The 21,119-nt window shown below is 69.3% G+C and carries 13 protein-coding genes and 3 pseudogenes; 12 read left to right on the top strand and 4 right to left on the bottom strand.

Annotated elements, in window-relative coordinates; all coding sequences use genetic code 11:
* The coding region (locus ACIRRH_RS38075) for an FAD-dependent oxidoreductase (protein ID WP_403076889.1) at nt 1-921 on the top strand (921 nt) is incomplete at its 5' end.
* A 760-nt stretch (nt 922-1,681) separates the two neighbouring features.
* Here the strand turns inward: ACIRRH_RS38075 and ACIRRH_RS38080 are convergent.
* Both ACIRRH_RS38080 and ctaD read right to left on the bottom strand, forming a co-directional pair.
* Entirely contained in the window at nt 1,682-1,924 is a 243-nt protein-coding gene (locus ACIRRH_RS38080; RefSeq protein ID WP_403076892.1) for a hypothetical protein, read from the bottom strand.
* 39 nt (nt 1,925-1,963) lie between these two features.
* Nucleotides 1,964-3,613, bottom strand: coding sequence for a cytochrome c oxidase subunit I (gene ctaD, locus ACIRRH_RS38085; protein ID WP_403076895.1), 1,650 nt, complete (start codon nt 3,611-3,613; stop codon nt 1,964-1,966).
* Nucleotides 3,614-4,546: 933 nt separating this feature from the next.
* Between ctaD and ACIRRH_RS38090 the strand changes: the two genes are divergently transcribed.
* The 8 genes and pseudogenes from ACIRRH_RS38090 to ACIRRH_RS38125 all read left to right on the top strand — a co-directional run bounded on the left by ACIRRH_RS38090 (nt 4,547) and on the right by ACIRRH_RS38125 (nt 11,523).
* Nucleotides 4,547-6,058: an aromatic amino acid ammonia-lyase gene (locus ACIRRH_RS38090; protein WP_403076898.1), complete on the top strand. Its 1,512-nt coding sequence runs from the start codon at nt 4,547-4,549 to the stop codon at nt 6,056-6,058.
* Nucleotides 6,059-6,116: 58 nt separating this feature from the next.
* Nucleotides 6,117-7,781 carry an AMP-binding protein gene (locus ACIRRH_RS38095; RefSeq protein WP_403076901.1) on the top strand — a complete coding sequence of 555 codons (1,665 nt, stop codon included), beginning with the start codon at nt 6,117-6,119 and terminating at the stop codon, nt 7,779-7,781.
* 102 nt (nt 7,782-7,883) lie between these two features.
* Nucleotides 7,884-8,312: pseudogene (locus tag ACIRRH_RS38100) on the top strand (AAA family ATPase); the annotation flags it as partial.
* 245 nt (nt 8,313-8,557) lie between these two features.
* Complete coding sequence (locus ACIRRH_RS38105; protein ID WP_403076904.1) at nt 8,558-9,013, top strand: hypothetical protein; 456 nt, start codon at nt 8,558-8,560, stop codon at nt 9,011-9,013.
* Complete coding sequence (locus tag ACIRRH_RS38110; RefSeq protein WP_403076907.1) at nt 9,010-9,516, top strand: DUF302 domain-containing protein; 507 nt, start codon at nt 9,010-9,012, stop codon at nt 9,514-9,516. The genes ACIRRH_RS38105 and ACIRRH_RS38110 overlap by 4 nt, the downstream gene beginning before the upstream one ends.
* A 378-nt stretch (nt 9,517-9,894) precedes the next feature.
* A pseudogene (locus tag ACIRRH_RS38115) lies at nt 9,895-10,374 on the top strand (multicopper oxidase domain-containing protein); the annotation flags it as partial.
* A gap of 366 nt (nt 10,375-10,740) precedes the next feature.
* Nucleotides 10,741-11,015 (top strand): annotated as a pseudogene (locus tag ACIRRH_RS38120) (helix-turn-helix domain-containing protein); the annotation flags it as partial.
* A 376-nt stretch (nt 11,016-11,391) separates the two neighbouring features.
* On the top strand, nt 11,392-11,523 hold the full coding sequence (locus ACIRRH_RS38125) for a hypothetical protein (RefSeq protein WP_403076910.1): 132 nt from the start codon (nt 11,392-11,394) through the stop codon (nt 11,521-11,523).
* 56 nt (nt 11,524-11,579) lie between these two features.
* Here ACIRRH_RS38125 and ACIRRH_RS38130 read toward each other — a convergent pair whose 3' ends face one another.
* The gene (locus ACIRRH_RS38130) at nt 11,580-14,213 is read right to left on the bottom strand and encodes a SpoIIE family protein phosphatase (RefSeq protein ID WP_403076913.1); all 2,634 of its coding nucleotides are present in this window, start codon (nt 14,211-14,213) and stop codon (nt 11,580-11,582) included.
* A gap of 407 nt (nt 14,214-14,620) precedes the next feature.
* Here ACIRRH_RS38130 and ACIRRH_RS38135 point away from each other — a divergent pair, with 407 nt between their 5' ends.
* Complete coding sequence (locus tag ACIRRH_RS38135; RefSeq protein ID WP_403076916.1) at nt 14,621-14,989, top strand: hypothetical protein; 369 nt, start codon at nt 14,621-14,623, stop codon at nt 14,987-14,989.
* A 643-nt stretch (nt 14,990-15,632) separates the two neighbouring features.
* Here the strand turns inward: ACIRRH_RS38135 and dnaE are convergent.
* Nucleotides 15,633-19,142: a DNA polymerase III subunit alpha gene (gene dnaE / locus ACIRRH_RS38140; protein ID WP_403076918.1), complete on the bottom strand. Its 3,510-nt coding sequence runs from the start codon at nt 19,140-19,142 to the stop codon at nt 15,633-15,635.
* 493 nt (nt 19,143-19,635) lie between these two features.
* Here dnaE and ACIRRH_RS38145 point away from each other — a divergent pair, with 493 nt between their 5' ends.
* Entirely contained in the window at nt 19,636-20,457 is an 822-nt protein-coding gene (locus tag ACIRRH_RS38145; protein ID WP_403076921.1) for an SDR family NAD(P)-dependent oxidoreductase, read from the top strand.
* A gap of 32 nt (nt 20,458-20,489) precedes the next feature.
* Nucleotides 20,490-20,564 (top strand): 50S ribosomal protein bL37, encoded by a 75-nt coding sequence (locus tag ACIRRH_RS38150; protein WP_403077038.1) that lies wholly within the window; start codon nt 20,490-20,492, stop codon nt 20,562-20,564.
* The last annotated feature ends 555 nt before the right edge of the window (nt 20,565-21,119 follow it).

Here is a 21,119-nt window from a genome sequence, read left to right on the forward strand (position 1 = left end):
ACCGCGTTCGGCCTTCACCCCACCGCGCAGGCCGCACTCGACATGCTTGGGGTGGGCGAGGCGGTCCGCGATCGGGCGGTTCCCTACCGGGGCGCGCGGATCCGCACCCCGGAGGGCAAGGTGATGGCGAGGCTCCCTCTGGAGCGCATCGAACGCAAGGCCGGCCGACCCGAACTGCTGCTCTCCCGGCCTTACCTGATCGATGCTCTGCTGTCCGAGCTGGATGCCTTCGGGGACGTGCCCCTCAGGCTCGGGCAGAACGTCTCGGAGGTGGAGGCGCTGGTGGCCGACAACGACCTGGTCATCGGCGCCGACGGAATCCGCAGCGCCGTGCGGAAGGCATGCTTCGGCGAGCGCAGCGGCCCGCGGCACGTCGGGACCGCCGCCTGGATCGGCATCGCCGACTTCGAGAGCGGCATCTACGGCGAAACCTGGGGCAAGGGCCGGTTCTTCGGCATGACCCCGGTCGAACCAGGCCGCACCAACTGGTACGCCACCGTGCCCCAGGCCACCACCGCCGCGCAGCTGCGCCAGCACTTCGAAGGCTGGCACGACCCCATCCCACGGATCCTCACCGAGACCGATCCGTCCACCTGGATCCGCTACGAGATGCGGCACCTGTTCCCCGCCCTGCCGGCTTTCGTCCACAGCGGGAAGGTCGCGCTGATCGGCGACGCGGCACACGCCATGACGCCCAACTTGGGCCAGGGCGCATGCACGGCAATCCTCGACGCGGAGGCCCTCACACGAGCTGTCGCCGAGCACGGCTCGACCGACCTGCCCTCTGCCCTGCGCATCTACAACTCGCAACGCCGCCGCAGCGCCCAGCGGGTCGCCTTCGGCTCCCGGAGCCTGCACCGCTTCATGACTACCGAGCGCACCCGCCTGCGCAACTCGCTGGTCCGCATGATGCCGACCTGACAGAGACTCGCGACAGGCACTGCCGGCTTTCGCGGTCCGGTCCCGCGACGTAGTGACGACACTCCGGAGCCGCTGCGCATCGAGGCCTCGGATTCTGCACATCGGTTACGCATCCAGCGCAGACACTGCACATCAACTCGCGGACCCTACACGGCGTTCGTCGTGCCAAATCACGTCCACCAGGTGCGAGACGAGCTTGACCAAGTCGGTCTCCGTGCACTCGTGCCAACCGGTGAGATTTCGCAGCTCGCTGCGGTGCCGTTTCGCGGCGCGGGAGGTGAAGTCGTAGGCTTCCAGCTCAGTCGCGACGTCCGGTCGTCCTCGTCGAAGACGACGCCGGCGGCGAACTTCTCGATGCCATCCTCGCGGGCCTGGCGAACCAGGGCGTCAAAGTCGATCAAGGTACGTGTCCTCACTCGGTAGGTTCCGGGTGGCGGCTGGCCCGGCTGGGCAACGGGTGCCCGGCCAGGGCCTCGGCGGTCCGCCGGCCCGCCTTGAAGTGGATGCCCTTGACGGGTGTCGGCCGTCATGGCGGCGGGCCGGGGCGTGGTCACCGGCCTGCCTCGATCAGGTCGAGGACCTCAGAGGTGGGGTGTACGTCGGCGAAGGACCGGTAGAGGGTCCGCAACGTGGCGTTGTGGACCTCGTCGCTGCCGGCGGCCGTGCCGTCAGGACTGCCTTGTCGCCGTAAGCTCCGTGATGCTTTTGCTGATCTCCTTCAGTCTGGAACCGGCACATACATCACGCGGGCGTCAGTCCTCTACGCCGATTCCTCCAACCGCTGTGGACCCTCCGCGATGCGGGTGACGTCCTGCCGGGAGACGCGAAGGCGCTCCCGCGTGTACGCCTGCGCGACGTCCTCGCGCTGGGCGTCGGTGAGCCAGGGCAGGGCGTCGGTGAACGCGGTGGCGTCCTGGCAGGCCGTGGCGATCTCGGCCTGCCAGAGCAGGTAGCCCTCCAGCCGGCGCAGGCCGTCGCCGACGTCGACAGCGTGTTCGTCCATCAGAAATCCCCGTGCCCGTTGGGTCTCGCGGCGCCCGCGTCAGGCTTGGTCGCCCGAGCCGGAGTCAGAGCTGCGGCGGCGCTGCGGGGTGTCGTACTCCGCGGGGGTGACTCCGACGAGGTGTTTGGCCGGCTTGCCGTGCTGCTCCAGGTAGTCGCGGGCGGCGATGGCGGGGTGGTGGAGGTCGAAGGCCGGGGATTCGGAGCGGATCCGCGGCAGGGTGAGGAAGTTGTGCCGCGGTGGCGGGCAGGAGGTGGCCCATTCCAGCGAGCGGCCGTAGCCCCACGGGTCGTCGGCCTCGACCTTCTCGCCGTACTTGGCGGTCTTCCAGACGTTGTAGAGGAACGGCAGGATCGACAGGCCGAGCACGAAGGCGCCGATGCTGGAGACGGTGTTGAGGGTGGTGAAGCCGTCCGAGCTCAGGTAGTCGGCGTAGCGGCGGGGCATGCCCTCGGCGCCGAGCCAGTGCTGGACCAGGAAGGTGGTGTGGAAGCCGAAGAACAGCGTCCAGAAGGTGATCCGGCCGAGGCGCTCGTCGAGCAGCTTGCCGGTCATCTTGGGCCACCAGAAGTGGAAGCCGGCGAACATCGCGAAGACGACGGTGCCGAAGACCGTGTAGTGGAAGTGGGCGACGACGAAGTAGGAGTCGGAGACGTGGAAGTCGATCGGCGGGGCGGCCAGCAGGACGCCGGTCAGGCCGCCGAAGAGGAAGGTGACCAGGAAGCCGACGGCCCAGAGCATCGGGGTCTCGAAGCTGAGTGAGCCCTTCCACATGGTGCCGATCCAGTTGAAGAACTTCACGCCCGTCGGGACCGCGATGAGGAAGGTCATGAAGGCGAAGAACGGGAGCAGGACCTGTCCGGTCACGAACATGTGGTGCGCCCACACCGTGATCGACAGGCCCGCGATGGCGATGGTGGCGGCGATGAGGCCGGAGTAGCCGAACATGGGCTTGCGGCTGAAGACCGGGATGACCTCGGAGATGATGCCGAAGAACGGCAGCGCGATGACGTACACCTCGGGATGGCCGAAGAACCAGAACAGGTGTTGGTAGAGCATGGCGCCGCCGTTGGCGGCCTCGAAGACGTGGGCCCCGAACTTGCGGTCCGCTTCCATGGCCAGGAACACGGCGGCGAGCACCGGGAAGACCAACAGCACCAGCACGGCGGTCAGCAGGACGGTCCAGCAGAAGATGGACATCCGGAACATGGTCATGCCGGGGGCGCGCATGCAGATGATGGTGGTGATGAAGTTCACCGAGCCGAGGATCGTGCCGAAGCCCGAGAAGGTGAGCCCCATGAACCACATGTCGGCGCCGATGCCGGGGGAGTGGATGGCGTCGGACAACGGCGGGTAGGAGAACCAGCCGAAGTCGGGCGCGCCGTTCGGTGTGAGCAGGCTGCCCGCCACGATGAGCGAGCCGAACAGGTAGAGCCAGTAGGCGAACATGTTCAGCCGGGGGAAGGCGACGTCCGGAGCACCGATCTGCAGCGGCATGATCCAGTTCGCGAAACCGGCGAACAGCGGCGTGGCGAACATCAGCAGCATCACACCGCCGTGCACGGTGAACGCCTGGTTGAACTGCTCGTTGGAGAGGATCTGCGTCCCCGGCCGCGCCAACTCCGCCCGCATCAACAGGGCCAGCACCCCGCCGATCAGGAAGAACGCGAACGACGTCCCGAGATGCAACGTCCCGATCGTCTTGTGATCGGTCGTGGTGAGCCAGCTCACCACGACCCGGCCCGGAGCGCGCGCTCCCGTTGTCTCGCGCCCGCACGCACCGTATCCGTCCCAGCTGTCATGGGTTCAGCTCTCTCCGTCTGCTCAGCTCCTAGCGCTATGATCGCAGAGTAGTCGAATGGCTGCATTGCGTGACGAATGGGTGGCATCACGCGACTGCGGTCTGTGTGTCTCGGGTCGTTCGGTTCGAATCGGGCACGGCGTCCGACTGGCAGGCGGTCGCGTGCTGCCAGCCGTTGTCACGGAGGGCCATGCCGCTCTCCTTGGCGAAGGCGGCGCCTTGCATCCAGCACCTGGAGTCGCTCAACCGCGTGGTCCGCAAGATCACCGGGGTGCTTCAGCGTGAGACCGGTCCCGGACGAGGTGGTCCGCCGGGCCGACCAGATCGAACTCCGCGGCATTGCTGGTGCCGATAATTCATCCGTGCGGTTCACGCGGCTTGTCAGTACTTGTGGAGTGTGCCGCCGAGTCGGCCGGCGGAGGCTCGCTCTCATCCACCGGCCAGGCGGTGAGCTCTGGCTCGACGGCGAGATCGCCGCCACCCGCGAGTGGCGCCGGGCGGTCCGCGGGTACCGCATCCTGCTGCTCACCGCGATTGCTTTTGCCCTCCGATCACTCACCGCACTTCCCGGCCGGCCCGACCACGGCCCAGCCGTGCGCTGCCGCGCGGCGCTCGGCGGCTTTCTCGCCCCGGCGCGCGAGCCACGCGGGCGCCTCTACTCCCATTCGCTTACAATTCGTATCCTGGGAATCACAGAGAGCATCTACACGGTGGTCCGGGAGGGCGCCCTGACGTGGTGGCTAACTTGTCGGCACCCTTGGCCGTCAGCGCCCCGGTGGTCCCGACGTCAGATGGGGGCGCCAGTGCGAGGGGGTTCCTGAATGACGTCGCCCAGTGACGATGTACCGGCCGCTGTTCGTCCCCCGACCGGCGCCCCTGCGAAGTCCTTCGATGTCATCCTGCTCAATGGCGCAGATCTGGGTTGTGCCGAGGTGGTGCGCCTTGCTGACGGCACTGCCCGCGCCACTCTTTCGCCTGCCGCTCTGGAGCAGATGGAGCTCTCCCACGCCACAGCCGTGCACCTTGCGGCTACCCGGGATGTATACGGGCGTACTACAGGGGTCGGTGGCAAGGGTGGGGTCCGGTTTACGGAGCCGGAAATTCCTGGTCATGGGATGCGGCTGCTGCGCAGTCACGCCAGCGGGGCCGGACGGCCGCTGCCCGCTCGCCAGGTGCGGGCCATGCTCGCCATCCGTGCCAACCAACTCCTGGCCGGGGGAGCCGGGGTCGATCCGCAGGTGGTGCGTGCCCTGGTTGCGGCGCTCAACAGCGGTGCTCATCCGGTGGTCCGTGAGTACGGGGCGGTCGGCTGTGGAGATCTCACCGCACTGGCGGAACTGGGGTTGGCTCTGACCGGTGAACATCCTTGGGAGGGCACCTTGAGTCTGCCGGCCATCGTCCTGGACGACGATGACGCCCTGGCCTTGATGAGCAGTAACGCGCTGGTCCTGGGGCGGTCGGCGCTCATCCTGGATGACGTACGCCGTCTGCTGCATGCCGCGCATGCCATCGCAGCGCTGTGCCTGGTGGCTGTGGACGCGTCGATGGAGCCGTACGCCGGTGCGGTACACGACGCCGCGCCGCATCCGGGCGCGGTGCGTTCGGCAGCCACGATGCGGCGGCTGCTCGGTGTGACGTCGAGACCTGGACCGCCGGCAGGCCGTGTCCAGGATCCGTTCGCCTTCCGCTGCCTGCCGCAGGTGTACGGAGCGGCACTGGGCGCTGCCGACTCCGTGGAGCAGGCGCTCACTGTCGAGTTGAATGCGGGCGTGGAGAACCCGCTGATCAGCGTGGGAGAACACACTCTGTACCACCACGGAGGATTCTTCACGGCACAGATCACACTTGTCCTGGACCAGTTGCGGTTGGCGATTTTCAAGGTCGCGCAGTTGTCCAACGCGCTGCTGACCGCGTTGTTCGAGCCGGCCCTGACCGGGCTGGGTCCCTTCCTGGCCGAGGATGGAGGCTCAGGCGTGATGCTGCTCGGGCACACCGCGGCCGATGCCCTCAGCGATGTGCAGGCAGCCGCGTTCCCTGCCTCTCTAGGCCACGCGGTGCTGTGTCGGGGTACCGAGGAGCTGGCAAGCTTCGCCTCGCTCGCTGTCCGCCAGGGACTGCACGCTGTCGAAGGTCTCCGTCTGGTCCTGGCGTGCGAGTTGGTAGCCGCAGTTCGGGCACTGCGCCAGCGCGGGACGCCTCCGCCGACCGGAACCGAGGCGGCCCACGCGTTCAAACTGGCCAACGCCGCCCTGGACGAGCGCATGGCGGACCGGCCGCTGACCGGGGATATCGAGACCGCCACCAAACTGGTCGACCGACTCGGACAGCAGTGACCAGTCGGCCTGTTGGAAGCACACAGCGCAGGGGCAGAGCGTGGGGAGGAAGTCGGGCATGCTGACACTGCTTCACCAGATCGCTCCTCCGGCGTCGGTGGCAGCCGGGTACCGGAAGTCGGGGTGGTGGCGCGATACCACCTTCGTCGAGGACCTGGAGCGCCGCGCCCAACAGAACCCGCAGCGGCCGGCCATCATCAACTGGCGCCATACCGAAAACCGGGAGCAGGTCGTCACCTTCGGCGCGCTGCGCGATCACGTTGCCTCCTTCGCTTGCGGACTTCATCGGCTCGGCGTCCGCTCCGGGCACGTGGTCGTCTACCAGCTGCCCAACTGGTGGGAGAATGCCGCGCTCGGACTGGCGATCATGCGCCTGGGTGCCGTCATGGCCCCCGTACCGATGTCTGTCGGCGCTCGCGAGGTTGCGCGGGCGGTGGCCTTCGCTCAGGCCGCCCACTTCGTGACGGTGCATCACTGGAAGGGGCGCCCGCGGGACGAGATCCTCCGCACCGTGGCACAGGCCTGGCCGACCGCGCGGCGGACAGCGGTTGGCGCCATTCCCTCGGAAGCCGGGGAGAATCTCACAGCGCCCCCCGACGCCGTGCGGCAGGCGCTGCCGCCCGCTCTTGCACACCCCGACAAGGTGGCCACAGTGGTGTTCACCTCCGGCACTACAGGGGCCGCCAAAGGGGTGTTCCACAGCGGCAACACACACTATGCCGCGGTACGGCAGATGCTAAGGCCGTTCACAGGCGACGAGCGGCCGCAGACCGTGGCCACCGGCGCCTCGCTCGGGCACACCCTCGGCTTCCAGTTCTCCGTCCTTGGCCCGCTCGTGCACGGCCACACTTCAGTCATCTGGGATGAATTCCATCCCGCGACCGTGCTCGACCTCGCCGACCGCCACCACGTCCGCTTCCTCCTGCTGAGTCCGGCCCAGCTCAGGGAGCTGACCGCAAGCCAAATGGACGTCCAGCACGAACTGCCGGACTTGCGCGCGGTGGCCTGCACCGCCACACCGCTCTCACGCGGCGACATCGAGACGGCCTGCCGCGCCTTCCAGCGCCCGGTGATCAATGCGTACGGGACGACCGAGACCGCCGGCATCACCTGCACCCGCCACGACGACCCGACCGACCGGGCCGCGCACAGCATCGGTCGCCCCCGCCCCGGGGTCGAGGTACGGCTTGTTCCCGACGAGGAAGCGGGGCAGTCATCCGGCCGGGCGCTCGTGCGCGGTCCCGCGGTCTGTCTGGGCACCGTCGACCGGGACACAGCCCAGCTGACCTGGACGCCACAGACGACCGGCGGCTGGATCGACACCGGGGACCTCCTCCGCCCGGACGGCCACGGCGGGCTGCGATACGTCAGCCGTGTCGCCGAGCGCGTATCCGGTTCAACCTTGTTCATGATCCCCGTGGCGGACGTGGAAAACGAACTGCGCGATCATCCCGCGGTGCGCGAGGTCGCCGTCATCGGACAGGCCGACGAGCGCTACGGCGAGCTACCATGCGCCGTTATCGTCCCGCAAGGCCAGCCGCCCACACTTGACGAACTCCGCGCCTACCTGGAACAGCACGGCATGACCGACTCGTACCTGCCAGCCCGGTTGGTCGTCGTGGACGAACTGCCGCAGGACTCGATGGGCAAGGTGTGCAAGCGCCTGCTGCGGGAGCGGTTGCACACCTCGGGCGCCGCCTACGATGGCGGGCCGCCCGCATAGCGATTCGGTCTCCACAACCCTGGGGCACGGCCATCGGAGGCCGTCCTTGAAATGTCACACGCGACCTGCCCCGGCCGCCGCAGACCTGGTGGCGGCACCGGGGTGGAGATCCTCTCCCGGCGTTCCAAGAACAACCCGGTCCTGATAGGTGAGCCGGGCGTCGGCGAGACAGCGATCGTGGAGGGGCTCGCGCAGCGGATCGTGGCGGGCGACGTGCCCGCCACGCTCAAGGGCAAACGCGTGGTCGCTCAGGGCCTGGCCGTCATGGTCGCGGGCTCCAAGTACCGGGGTGAGTTCGAGGAGCGACTGAAGAAGGTCATTGAGGACGTCCAGGAGTCCGGTGGTGACGTCATCCTGTTCATCGACGAGCTGCACACCGTCGTCGGCGCGGGCGCCGGCGGCGAGGGCGCGATGGGCACGATGGGCGCGATGGGCGCGATGGGCGCGGGCAACATACTCAAGCCCGCCCTGGCCCGCGGCGAGCTGCACCTGGTGGGCGCGACCACCATCGACGACTACCGCAAGTATGTGCCCGCGGTGGTGACCACCCTGCCGTCCCGGACGAACAGCGGATCGGCCTGGACCCGCACGCCGGGCGGGCGAGGGCCTGCTCGGTCCGCTGGGCGCGTTGCTCGGCGCGCCCGTATGGCTTGAGCTGGCCGGTTGAGTATGCCGATCCCATCACTGAGCCGACTGTTTTCGCAGCGCCAACAGCTCGTCGGGCTCCAGTTGCACCCTGGCTGCGGGCCCCGCAGGCTGCTGGCATGGACCGGTCCATGAGTGACGAACTCCTCGATCTGGCCATCGCCACCGCCGGCGGTCGAGAGCTCTGGGACACCCTGCGCGGCCTGAAGGCCGACATCTCCATCGGCGGCCCGATCTGGGCGACGAAGGGCTGGCCGCCGGAGAAGACGTTCGACCAGATCCTGACGCTCGACACGGTCAGGGAGCACATCGTATTCAGCCCGTTCACCCGCCCCGACCGCCGGATGGTCTTCGACGCCTTCGGCAGTCAGCGCCGCATGGACTATGTCGCCGAAGTCAACGGCAGCACCCTGGTGGGCCACTACACCGGCCGTCACCGGAGCTTCGACGGGCTGCTCGTGGCGACGCGCCGACGGGTCTTCCGCCGCAACCCCGACAACAGCGTCAACCTCAACCTGCCCTCCATCACGCTCGACATCCACGACGTCGAGCTCGTCCACTCCGACGACGAACAGGTACAGCCATGACCACGGACACCGCCGTCATCGACCATCCCGCCCGGCGGCTCGTCGTGGCGCTGCCACGGCCCTACGACGAAGCGCGCGAGCACTACGAAGCCCTCGTCCCCGAGGTCGATGTCCACCGTTTCTTCCAGATGGCCTCCTGGCAGGCCATGCTCGAACTCGCCGAGATCAACGCCCCGCACGGGTTCATGCGCTACTACCGAAGCGACATCACCGCCGTCATGGCCGGCTCGCCGTCCTCCTGGAAGGCCACGCAGTACCTGATGGGCAACCACACCATCGCCGAGCGCATGTTCCGCCACGACCCGTCTGTCATGCTGCACGCACCACTGCGGACCCTGCTCTACGCGGACCCCGACGGCGACACCAGGCTCGCCGTCGACCAGCCCAGCCTGCTGTTCGCCAGCTACGGCAACCCGCGGATCGCCGACGTCGGCCGCGAACTCGACACCCTCCTCGCCCAGCTGATCACCCTCCTCGGCGGCGACACACCTCCCCAACTGTGACCCCTCGGCGCCCGGGGCCGCTCCGGCAGTTCGGCCTCAGCGACGAACCTCGCCACGACTCGTTTCCCGATCAGGGCTACTCGGGGAGGCCACCTGGACACAGCGGCCGGGAGGAACGGTTTGTGGGCCGGATGACCGTCCCAGCGTGCGACGAGTGGTCGTTCAGGGTGTTATCGAAGGCACGGTTCGTCCTGTGGCCGATTTGCCCGGGAGCTCCGAGGTTCGACCTGCACCAGGAGCGGCGACCGTCCCCGGCCGTCATCGATCCGCGGCTTTGATGGAGACCGTCACATGTGGTCTGGCGCTACCTCGGCCTGGCTTGCCGCCGGCGTGATACTCACCGCGGTGTCCCTGTCTGGCGATACCGGCCCGTCCGGGATGGCCGCGCGATCGGATCGGCCCCCGGTACCGCCGCCCGCAGTCGCACCGTACCGGCCGGCGGCACCGTCCACCGACACCGGTCAACCGCTGCAGGATCCACCGGAGTTGGTGAGCCACGACGGCGTCCTCACGGCGCGGATCACCGTCGCGAGGCGAAAGACGGCCGCGGGCGACCGCGAGCTGTTCGCCCTGACCTGCAACGGCCTCTACATGCCGCCCACCCTCCGGATCCGGCCGGGCGACCGGGTGGAGCTGGAGATGGTCAACGAGTCGGACGAGGACACCAACCTCCACGTCCACGGGCTCCACGTCTCCCCGCAGAGCCCGTCCGACGACATCTTCATCGCGATCAAACCCGGTGGGACGTTCCACTACACCTACCGGATCCCGCACGACATCACGCCGGGCACCTATTGGTACCACTCCCACGCCGCCATGCGCTCCGCCCCGCAGGTGGCGGGCGGCGAATCGGGCGTCATCATCGTCGACGGACTGGAGCGGTACCTGCCCGACCCCCTGCGCCACATCACCGAGCACGTCATCGCCCTCAAGGACGACCAGGTCGAGGGCGACTCCGTCAAGACCGAGAACCTGAGCAACGGCGCGGCCACCAACCGCACCATCAACGGCCAGCAGAATCCGGTCATCCGCATCCGGCCGGGCGAGACAGGCGCCTCGACCCCTGGAGCACCACCTCTACCCCGCTTTCCACAGCCGCCGGATGGCCACCGTCGACCGCCGCTCAAGCACCGCAAGGAGGGCGACTACCGGGACGTCCCGCTGCCGGCCCGGACCCGGCTCAGCCTGCTGTCGTACGCGGACACCTACGGCACCATCGATGGCCTCGCCAGCGCGTCGGGCGTCAGCGGGCGCACCCTCACCCGCCACTTCACCGAGGCCACCGGACTCACCCCGCTGCGCTACCAGCAGGAACTGCGCGTCGAGCAGGCAGAGCACCTCATCGCGCACGGCGCCACCACGGAGGCCGCCGCTGCGCGGCCGGCTTCCAGGACGCCCGGATGCTCCGCCGCCTGCGCGCCCGCGCCGGAGCCGTCCACGCCGGTGCGGTCCGCGACGTGGACGTGCTGGAAGAGTGCGTCAACTCCTCTGTTGGATAATTGACTTGATGAGAGCTAGTGACTTTCGGTCAAGGTCTTGCCACATGACAGCCCGTTCGACGGGCTGAGGGGTTCAGCTGGCGCTTCGGCCTGGTCCACGTCGACTTCGCCGCCCAGGTTCGCACTCCCGGCCGCCGCCCCGGCCGGCGGCCGCGCTGGGTGCCCGAGTGGCGGCCATCGGGCGATACCGGACCGCTCGGCAGGTCGGCCGAGGGGGCAGTGGTGGAGCACGGGCCGCTGTCGGCCGGCGAGGTGGTCGAGTCGGCCCGCCTCGTGACCATGCTGACCTCGTGGGTCGGCCGGACGTTGGGGCACGCGGACGTCGGCCGGGGCGGCCTGGAGCGGACGGGCCGCGCTGCACGTGGCGTGCGCCGCGTTGCTCGACGGCTGGGCCGGGGGAAGGGTGCCGGCCGAGCGCTGGGCGGCGCTGTACCCGAGGATCCGCCGGTTCCCCGGATCGTTGCCCGAGCTGCTGCTGGCCGCCCTGGACGAGGCCGTGCCGGGCTGAGGCCTCTCAGCGCTGCGCGGCCGGGCCGCCTGCGTGGGTTCCGTGCCCTTGGGCCGTCAGTCGGCCTGCGGGGCCCGGCCGGGGTGGTAGGCGGTGAGCAGCAGAGCGATGTCGTCGGAACGGTGCGGGGAGCGTCGGGCCTTGCGTAGGAGTCGATCGGCCAGGCCGTCGAGGCTTCCGGCGTGGGCGTGGGCCAGCGAGGCGCGCAGCTCGTCGATGCCCAGATCGATGCTGCTGCCGCGTTCCTCGACGAGGCCGTCGGTGTAGAGGGCGAGGATCGACCCTCGGGGAAGGTGCAGCTCCGTCTCCGGGTAGCTGCTGGTGCCGTCGACGCCGAGGAGTGGGCCGCCCTCCAGTTCGAGCACCTCGGTGCTGCCGTCGGGACGGCGTAGCAAGGGCGGGCAGTGCCCGGCGCGGACGGCGCGTACACGGTCCTCGTCCGGCTCGATGAGGATGTAGCAGCAGCTGGCAAGCAGCTCGGGACCGAGGTCGACCAGGAGCCGGTTGGTTCCGGCCAGAACGGCGCCGGGTGAGTGACCGGCCGTGGCGAAGGCCCGCACCGCGCTCCGCAGTTGGCCCATGGTGCCGGCTGCGGCGACGCTGTGGCCTTCGACGTCTCCGACCACGAGGGCCACAGTGTTCCCGGTGGGGATCACGTCGTACCAGTCGCCCCCGATGTCCATCCCGCTGGTGCCGGGCAGGTACCGGCCGGTGGTGCGGATGCCCGGCAGGGCGGGCAGGCGGTGGGGCAGGAGTGCCTTCTGCAGGCCGTGTGCGAGGGCGGCCTTCGCGTCGTAGAGACGGGCGCGTTCGAGTGCCTGGGCGATCAGACCGCTGAGCGCGGTCAGGATGCCCTGGTCCTTGGCGGTGAACCGGTGGATCTCGTCGAAGCCGAGGATGCAGGTGCCGACTGGGCGGTTGGAGGCGATCAGCGGTAGGTAGACCCAGGCTCCGACGCCTTCCACGGTGCGAGCCGGACAGGCATCGGTGAAATCCTGCCGGGAGTCGACGAACAGGGGTACGCCGGAGGTGAGCGTCTCCGCTCCGGGCAGCGGAGTGTCGAGCGGTTTGCCTTCCAGCCACTGCAGGAAGCGGTCGTGGTAGCCGGTGTGGAAGAGCAGGTGCAGACGGCCTTCGTCGATCACGTAGATGGCCAGGTGCTGTCCGCCGAAGGCCGGCAGGAGCTGGTCGGCGACGACGTCGCACACCTCGACCGTGCTCACCGCTTCGGTCAGCGCGCTGCTGAGCTGCAGGACGCGGTAGATGGCGCCCAGACGCGCGGGCTCCGCGTGGGGTGGTGGCGGGCTCGGCACGGGGGACCCGGGCCCGGGGACGGACGAAGGGGCGGTCGATGTCCCGGAGCCCTCCGATGCGCCGGACACGTTCGATGGCGAGTGGGGCGGTCGGGAGGACGTCACCCTGCCGGTCACGCCGTTCGCATCGGGGTGGAGGGAGAAGACGAGCCAGCGGTCCGGCGGGCGCCGGACCAGAAAGACGGTGGGTTGCTGGGAGACCATCGCGGCTCGGTGCCGGTCCTCGAAGATCGGATCGGACAGCCACGGAAGGACATCCCACAGGCAGCGGCCGAGCAGTTCCCCGCCGGGCGTCCCCAGCAACACCTCCAGGCTGCGATTGGCGTAGGCGACGTGTCCGTTCGGATCGAGGGAGAAGAGTCCGTCCCGGAGCCGTTCCACCGCGGTGACGGCTGCGGCTCCGGCTCCGGCGTCGAGCACGCTGCCGACCAGGTGGGTCCGGACCGCCTCCTCAGGCGCCTCCGGCACGCGACCCCACAGCTCAACGGCGCGGTAGCCGTCGGCGGTGCGGACACGCAGGCGGCGGGCGACCACTCTGCCGTCCGCGACCGCTGCCCGGGCCGCAGCCCGGAGCGAGACCCGGTCGCCGGGGTGGAGCCGGGAAGCCAGTGTGTCGGCCCGCCCGTCGAAGGCGTCGGGCGTGAGACCGAAGATCGCACAGAGCTCGTCGTCGGCGACCACGGTCCCGGTGTCGAGTTGCCAGTCGAACAGACCGACCCGCACCGCCGGCGCGGTGGGAGCCGGGACCTCGATGGGCACTGTCGCGGCGTCGTACGGGAAGACGCCCTCACGGGCTCGAAGGCCGGCGAGGTCTGCGCCGAGCCGGTTGGCGATGGCCCGCAGATGGCGGAGCCGGGCCCTCGACAGCCCCGCGTGCCCGGATGGCGCCGACCACACCACCGCCAGTGCTCCCAGACTCTCCTGCCCGGCCCTCACCGGCACCGACGCCGAGCCGAACGCGTACGGCAGGGCCACCGCGAGCTGCGGATAGCGTCGCATCGTCTCGTCGGCGTCGGCCAGATGGACCGTCCGGCCCGACCGGTAGGCCACCGCCACCGGAATGGGGCTGTTGACCGGGATGAGCCGCCAGCCGCCGAGTAGGGACGGCGGCGCACCGCAGGTGGCGGCCAGCACGATCGAGCGGCTGTCCCGGGAGCGCAGGAAGACGCTCCCGGCATGGGCGGCGGTCTCCTCGACGGCCTTGACCACCGCCGTCACCAGGGCGTCCTCACGCTCCGCCGCCGTACCGACAGCCGCCCCGGCCTCGGTCGCCCGTCCGCGACGGCCGGAATCCGCCGTGGCGTCCGTGTCCGGGTACGTGGCCGCGTCGCTCCGGACGGGCGGCGCCGCCCGGTCCACCGGCTCGTGCCGACTCATGCTTCCCGATCTACGTCCCGGTGGCGACGCTGTCAAGGCCGACCGGGTGGCGACCCGGCGAGGAGCGGGTGCCGCCTTCCCGTGGCGGTGCTGAGGGGTTGCTGCTCGGGTACAGCGACAGAGGCACGCGCCCGGTCGTCGGGCGGATGGTACGGCTGGACCCGCCCGTTCTCAGCGGCGCCCGAACAGGGGACAAAGGTCCCCGAATGCGACACCGGGCCGTAGTAGGGCCCTGGGTGTGGCCTGTCCGCACTCCGAACAGGGGCTCGTGCCTGCAGCCGAACACAGTAGGCACCCGAAGTGACGTAACCGGGCTCACGCTCCGAGCCGCGGACAGCAACGGAGCGTTGTCGAACGACCGCGCTCGGTCCGGCGCCGGCTTCCTCCACAAGAGGTTCCGGAATCGGGTGGACGGCACGGACCCCGCCTCGCCGTGGTTCACGCGCTCGCGCATCAGGGAGATCACCACCGAGCCCGGCGGCCGGATCAACGTCGTCCGCACCGATCCCGAGTGCTCGCGCGTCAACAGCCACATGCCGGCCTCGGCCGACAGCAGCCCCATGGCCTGCATGCCGGTCAACCGGCATCCGCCGGGCCGGATCCCGTTGCCGGGCCGGACCGAGGTGCTCCCGGTCAACGACTGGTTCAACAGACCGATGGTCAGGACGGTGACCGAGCAGGCCCTGGTCACCAGCCCCTCGGTCATCCGCACCACCGAGTGTACCTGTGGCGACAAGGACGACGCAGCACCCCCGGCGTGCCTCGGAGGACGGTGATCAGGCCGCACTCGCAGAAGTGGAGGCCGGCGTTCTTCCTGACGTTCCTGTGGCGGAGCTCCCGTGCGAGCCTGGAGGCCAGGAGAACCGGGATGGGCACCGTGCAGAAGACGAGGAAGACCGGGGCCGTTCGGGCCAGCGCGATGCCGGCGGGCGCCAGGACGGCGACGAGCACGGACAGGACGACGAGGTCCGACCGCTGAAGGACCGGTGAGGGCTGTGCCGGAACGTAGCTCGCGCGATGACCGCCCAGCCGCTGTCGCGTGGCTGCCTCGGCGACCTGCTCCGACATCGGTCCGACATCAGGCCCGGTGGCGTGGCCCATCTGAACCTCCGGCTTCAATTCGGCAAGCCTGCGCCGAACCCAGGCGATGGGAGCACAGGGTGAACGCGTGGGGATTCGAAGCGCACACGGTTCAAGTCGGCCATGGGTCGGGTGGTCGGCGGCGGATCGTTGATGCCGGCTTGGCGGCCTCGCACGCCATGCTGGCGCCTTCTTGACGAATGGGCGAGCGCGCCGGGGCGGCGATTCCGCTTCGGTCCGGCGCTGACGGAAGCCACCTCGCCCTCGATGCCCGTGGGCCGCTGTGCGTTCGGGCTGCCCGCCGTGCTGCCCAGCCGGTCGGTGGTCGTAGGCCGCCCGCTACACGGTTCCGGCCCAGGCGTTGGATCCGAGGAGGGTTTTGACGTCGGAGGCGAGGCCGTTGTCGGGGTTCACATGGAAGCCCAGTTCGTAGAGGGTGTCCTTGTCCCAGTTGGTGGTCAGCAGGCGTACCGGTACGTCGCCGGGGTGGGCCTGGAGGGCGAGTTTCAGCTCGGCCACCTTCCCCGGGGTGATGCGGGCGGCGGGGACGGTGATCTGGACGGGCGGCTTGGTGCCGAGTTCGGCGGAGGTCATGTCCAGGGTGGTGATCTCCTGACCAAAGATGCTCAGGGATCCGTCGCGCTCGTTGAGCCGGCCGCGGACCGCGATGACGTTGTCCTCGACCATCTGGCCGGCCATGAGGTTGTAGGTGGCGGGGAAGAACAGCACTTCGACCGAGCCGTCGCGGTCGGCGAGGGTGATGATGGCCCAGGCGTTGCCGGCCTTGTTGATGCGCCGGTCGACGGCGGTGATCAGGCCGGAGAGGCGGACCTCGCCCTCGGTGCGGCCGGAGCCGAGGAGTTCGGCGATGGAGCTGTCACGGTTGCGGGAGAGGATGTGCTCGGCGCCGTCGAGCGGGTGGCTGGAGACGTAGAGGCCGAGCATCTCCCGTTCGAGGCTGAGCAGTTGGCGCCGTGGCCACTCCCGGTCGGTCAGCTCGAAGTCCAGGCCGATGGCCGGTCCGTCCGTGTCGGCGTCGAGGGCGCCGAAGAGTTCGTCCTGGCCGATCGCCTGTTGTTTCTTGAGGCCCGTCACGGCGTCGATCGCGCTCTCGTGCACGGTGCTCAGGGAGAGGCGGGTGTGGCCGAGGGAGTCGAAGGCGCCCGCCTTGACCAGGGAGTCGACGGTGCGCTTGTTGCAGACCACCAGCTCGACCTTGTCCAGGAAGTCGGCGAAGGAGGTGTACTTGCCCTTCTCGTCGCGGGTGCGCACCAGCGAGTCGATGACGGGCACGCCGACGTTGCGGACGGCCTTGAGGCCGAAGCGGACGTCGCTGCCGACGGCGGTGAAGTCGACGACCGACTCGTTGACGTCTGGGGACAGGATGCGGATGCCCATCTGGCGGCACTCGGCGAGGTAGACCGCCATCTTGTCCTTGTCGTCGGCCACCGAGGTGAGCAGCGCGGCCATGTACTCGGCCGGGTAGTTGGCCTTGAGGTAGGCGGTCTGGTACGAGACCAGGCCGTAGGCGGCGGAGTGCGACTTGTTGAAGGCGTAGCCGGCGAAGGGCACCAGGACGTCCCAGACCGCCTGGATGGCCTCGTCCGAGTAGCCGCGTTCCTGGCAGCCCGCGTGGAAGGGGACGAACTCCTTCTCCAGGACCTCCTTCTTCTTCTTGCCCATCGCGCGGCGCAGCAGGTCTGCCTGGCCGAGGCTGTAGCCGGCCAGGACCTGGGCGGCTCGCTGGACCTGCTCCTGGTAGACGATGAGGCCGTAGGTGGGGCCGAGGACCTCGGCGAGCGGTGCCTCCAGCTCGGGGTGGATCGGGACGATCTCCTGCTGGCCGTTCTTGCGCAGCGCGTAGTTGGTGTGGGAGTTCATCCCCATCGGGCCGGGCCGGTACAGCGCGGAGACTGCGGAGATGTCGGCGAACTCGGTGGGCTTCATCAGCCGCAGCAGGGCCCGCATGGGGCCGCCGTCGAGCTGGAAGACGCCCAGGGTGTCGCCGCGGGCGAGGAGTTGGTAGGTGGTGGGGTCGTCGAGCGGGATGTTCTCGATGTCGACGTCGATGCCCCGGTTGGCTTTGACGATCTTGATGCAGTGGTCGATGATTCCCAGGTTCCGCAGGCCCAGGAAGTCCATCTTGATCAGGCCCATGGCTTCGCAGGACGGGTAGTCGAAGCCGGTGATGATCACGCCGTCCTTGTCCCGCATGTGTAGCGGGATGAGGTCGAGCAGCGGGGTGGAGGAGAGGATGACGGCGGCGGCGTGCACGCCGGTGCCGCGGATCAGGCCCTCGATGCCCCGTCCGGTGTCGATGATCTTGCGGACGTCCGGTTCGCTTTCGTAGAGCCCTCGGATCTCGGTGCCCTCGTTGTAGCGGGGGTGCTTCTCGTTGAACAGGTCGGCCAGCGGGACGCCCTTGCCCATGACGTCCGGGGGCATCGCCTTGGTGATCCGGTCGCCCATCGAGAACGGGTAGCCGAGGATGCGGTTCGCGTCCTTGACGGCGGCCTTGGCCTTGATCGTGCCGAAGGTGTTGACCTGGGCTGTGTAGGCGGCGCCGTACTTGTCGGTGACGTAGCGGACCATCTGGTCGCGCTGGCGGTCGTCGAAGTCGATGTCGACGTCCGGGGGGTTGATGCGCTCGGGGTTGAGGAACCGCTCGAACAGCAGGTCGTGCTCCAGCGGATCCAGCTGGGTGATGCCGGTCAGGTAGGCGACCATCGAGCCGGCCGCCGAACCGCGGCCCGGGCCGACAGGGATGCCGTTGTCCCGGCCGTACTGGCAGATGTCGGCGACCACGAGGAAGTAGGCGTCGAACCCCATCGGGGTGATCACGCCCATCTCCAGCTCGATCCGGTCCAGCACCTCCTGGCTCGGGTCGTCGCCGTAGCGTTGCTTCAGCCCGATCTCGATCTTCTTGCGCAGGAAGGAGGCCTGGGTCTCGCCCTCGGGCACGTCGAACTGCGGCATCCGGTCGACGTAGGTGAAGACCTCCTCGTACGACTCGATCCGCTCGGCGATCGCCAGCGTGTTGTCGCACGCCTCCGGCAGCTCGCGGAAGAGTTCGCGCATCTCCTCGGCGGTCTTGACGTAGTAGCCGGTGCCCTGGAACTTGAAGCGGTTCGGGTCGTCCTTGTTCTTGCCCACGCCGACGCAGAGCAGGCTGTCGTGGGCGTCCGCCTGGTCGGCGGTGACGTAGTGGGAGTCGTTGGTGGCCAGCAGCGGGATGTTCAGCTGCTTGGCCAGCCGCAGCAGGTCGGAGCGGACCTCGCGCTCGATGTCCAGGCCGTGGTCCATCAGCTCCAGGAAGTAGTTCTCCCTCCCGAAGATGTCCTGGTAGGCGCCGGCGGCCTTGACCGCCTCCTCGTACTGGCCGAGCCGCAGCCGGGTCTGCACCTCGCCGGAGGGGCAGCCGGTGGTGGCGATGATGCCGTCCGCGTGCGCGGCGATCAGCTCGCGGTCCATCCGGGGCTTCATGTAGTAGCCCTCCATCGACGCGGTCGAGGAGAGCCGGAAGAGGTTCCGCAGGCCGGTCGCGTTCTGCGCCCACATCGTCATGTGGGTGTACCGGCCGCCGCCGGAGACGTCCTTACCGCCCTCGCCGTCGGCGCCGGTCGGGCGCTGGCCGCCGGGGGACCAGAAGACCTGCTTCTTCTCGAAGCGCGAGCCGGGCGCGACGTACGCCTCGATGCCGATGATCGGCTTCACGGAGGTCTTGGCGGCGGCGTGGAAGAACTCGTACGCGCCGAACATGTTGCCGTGGTCGCTCATCGCGATGGCGGGCATGCCCTGTCTCTGCGCCTCGGCGAACAGCTTCCCGTTCTTCGCGGCCCCGTCGAGCACCTTGGTGAGGACAGGACGGGATGATCTGCAACTACCTATGGCTTCACGATGGTTGATGTCTCCGGCTGGCTCCGGACCGGCTGCGTCGTCAAGGACTCGCTGGTGGCCCGTCAGGGGTTCATCAGGGAGGGTGAACCGGCTTGCCCCGGGTCTCGGGGAAGGCTTTGATGGAGGACATGCACCGCTCGACACGCCATCACGACCGCCCGCCGCATAGTCGGCCGCGGATCGTCGCTGTCGCGGTCGCCATCGCCGTCCGGTAGGACCGAGCCCCTTCCCGCTCTCCGCCGGTCGCGTGCACGGGCCGGGTGCCGTTCGTCGTGCCCGTGCCGATCACCGCCGTCCGTTCCCTGTTCCGGAGGGCTCCGAGGGCAGGGGGCGGACGAGCGGTCCATCGCATCACACCCTTTTCGCACCGTCGGCCCCGGAGGCGTACGGCTTCGTGCCGCGCCGCCTTCGCACCCCGCCGGTGCCTTCCACCCTTGGATGGGTCATGTCCGACGTTGTTCTGTCCTCCTGCACCGCCCTCGTCACCGGCGCCTCCTCCGGGATCGGCTGGGAGACCGCCCGACTGCTCGCCGCGCACGGTGCGACCGTGCTCGTGCACGCGCGCACCACCGGCGAGGCCGAGGCCGCCGTCGCCCGGCTGGTCGACGCGGGTGCTCGGAGGGACCGACTCGTCGAGCTGGCAGCCGACTTCACCCACCTCGCGGAGGTCGCGGGGCTGGCCGGCACGGTCGTCAAGCACTACCCGGCGCTGGACCTGCTGGTGAACAACGCCGCGGCGATGGCGCCCGAGCGCTGCACCCTCACCGGCGACGGCAACGAGGTCTCGCTGCAGGTCAACTTCCTGGCCGCGCACCTGCTGGCGAAGCTGCTGCGCGCGCCGCTGTCGGCGGCCGGCGACGCCCGGATCGTCAACGTCTCCTCCTCGCTGCACCGCACCGCCTCGATGAACTGGTCGGACCCGCACCGGGTGAAGAGGTACTCGCGGGTCGCCGCGTACGCGCAGTCGCAGCTCGCGCTCACCATGGCGACCGCCGACATGGCCCCGGCCGGCTCCGGCATCACCGCCGTCAGTGTCAATCCGGGCCTGTGCGACACCGCGCTGCTGCCGCTGTACGGGCGGGTCGGCGCGCCGGCCGCGGAGGGCGCGGCGGCCGTCGTGCGGCTCTGCCTGCCGGAGACGGCCGTCGCCAACGGCGCCTACTACGACGGCAATGCCATCGCGCCGACCGCGCAGGCCGCCCAGGAGGAGCGCTCGCTGAAGCGTCTGGCCAAGCTGGCCGACCAGCTGGTCGGCCAGGCTTCCTGAACCGTACGACCTGAAGAGCCGGAGGACTCACGATGTCCAAGCGCGCCCGCAAGAAGAAGGCCCGCCGGAAGAAGAAGGCGAACCACGGCCGAAAGGCCGGGCAGTAACGCGACAGACCCACCCGGTGCCGCGTGCCACCGGCACCGGGTTCACACCTTCGGCCCCTGAGGCCCGTCGTCCGGCTTGCGGACGGACGGCGTCTCAGGGGCCGAGCCGTTGCACGGATCGTCAAGATCGCATCAGGGCCGATCAGCGACCAGGACTGCCTGGCCTACCACGAAGACCAGAAGACGCTCGGCGTGTGGACCTGCGACGGATCCGTCGAGCAGCAGTGGACGGTCACTTGCTGAGCTGAAGACGCTCCGCCTGGACCGCGCCATGGCCTCCTGTCGGACGGATCCCGCGCCAATGCCTCGTCAAGACGGACCTCGGAAACATCAAGGACGTGTCAGGGCGGGCGGGTGAACCTCCGACTGCACCTAGCGTCATCTGCGAGGAAACGATTCGCCGCCCGGGCGTGGGGCCTGGCGGGGGACCGTTGCCGAATCCCGACCCCCGGCGGGTTCCTCCGGGGAAAGGTTCGGCGGCCAGTGAAAAACAGGGGGAGGGGGCGCGCGGCGATGCCAACGGGTACGTCGGGCGGTACGGCGGTCGTGGGGAAC

Origin of the sequence: Kitasatospora sp. NPDC101235 (assembly GCF_044767505.1) — a bacterium.
Classification (GTDB): Bacteria; Actinomycetota; Actinomycetes; order Streptomycetales; family Streptomycetaceae; genus Kitasatospora.

Coding starts and splice junctions, on each gene's coding strand:
- ACIRRH_RS38080 (WP_403076892.1), bottom strand. CDS start 1,924: ATGGACGAACACGCTGTCGACGTCGGCGACGGCCTGCGCCGGCTGGAG.
- ACIRRH_RS38090 (WP_403076898.1), top strand. CDS start 4,547: ATGACGTCGCCCAGTGACGATGTACCGGCCGCTGTTCGTCCCCCGACC.
- ACIRRH_RS38095 (WP_403076901.1), top strand. CDS start 6,117: ATGCTGACACTGCTTCACCAGATCGCTCCTCCGGCGTCGGTGGCAGCC.
- ACIRRH_RS38105 (WP_403076904.1), top strand. CDS start 8,558: ATGAGTGACGAACTCCTCGATCTGGCCATCGCCACCGCCGGCGGTCGA.
- ACIRRH_RS38110 (WP_403076907.1), top strand. CDS start 9,010: ATGACCACGGACACCGCCGTCATCGACCATCCCGCCCGGCGGCTCGTC.
- ACIRRH_RS38130 (WP_403076913.1), bottom strand. CDS start 14,213: ATGAGTCGGCACGAGCCGGTGGACCGGGCGGCGCCGCCCGTCCGGAGC.
- ACIRRH_RS38145 (WP_403076921.1), top strand. CDS start 19,636: ATGTCCGACGTTGTTCTGTCCTCCTGCACCGCCCTCGTCACCGGCGCC.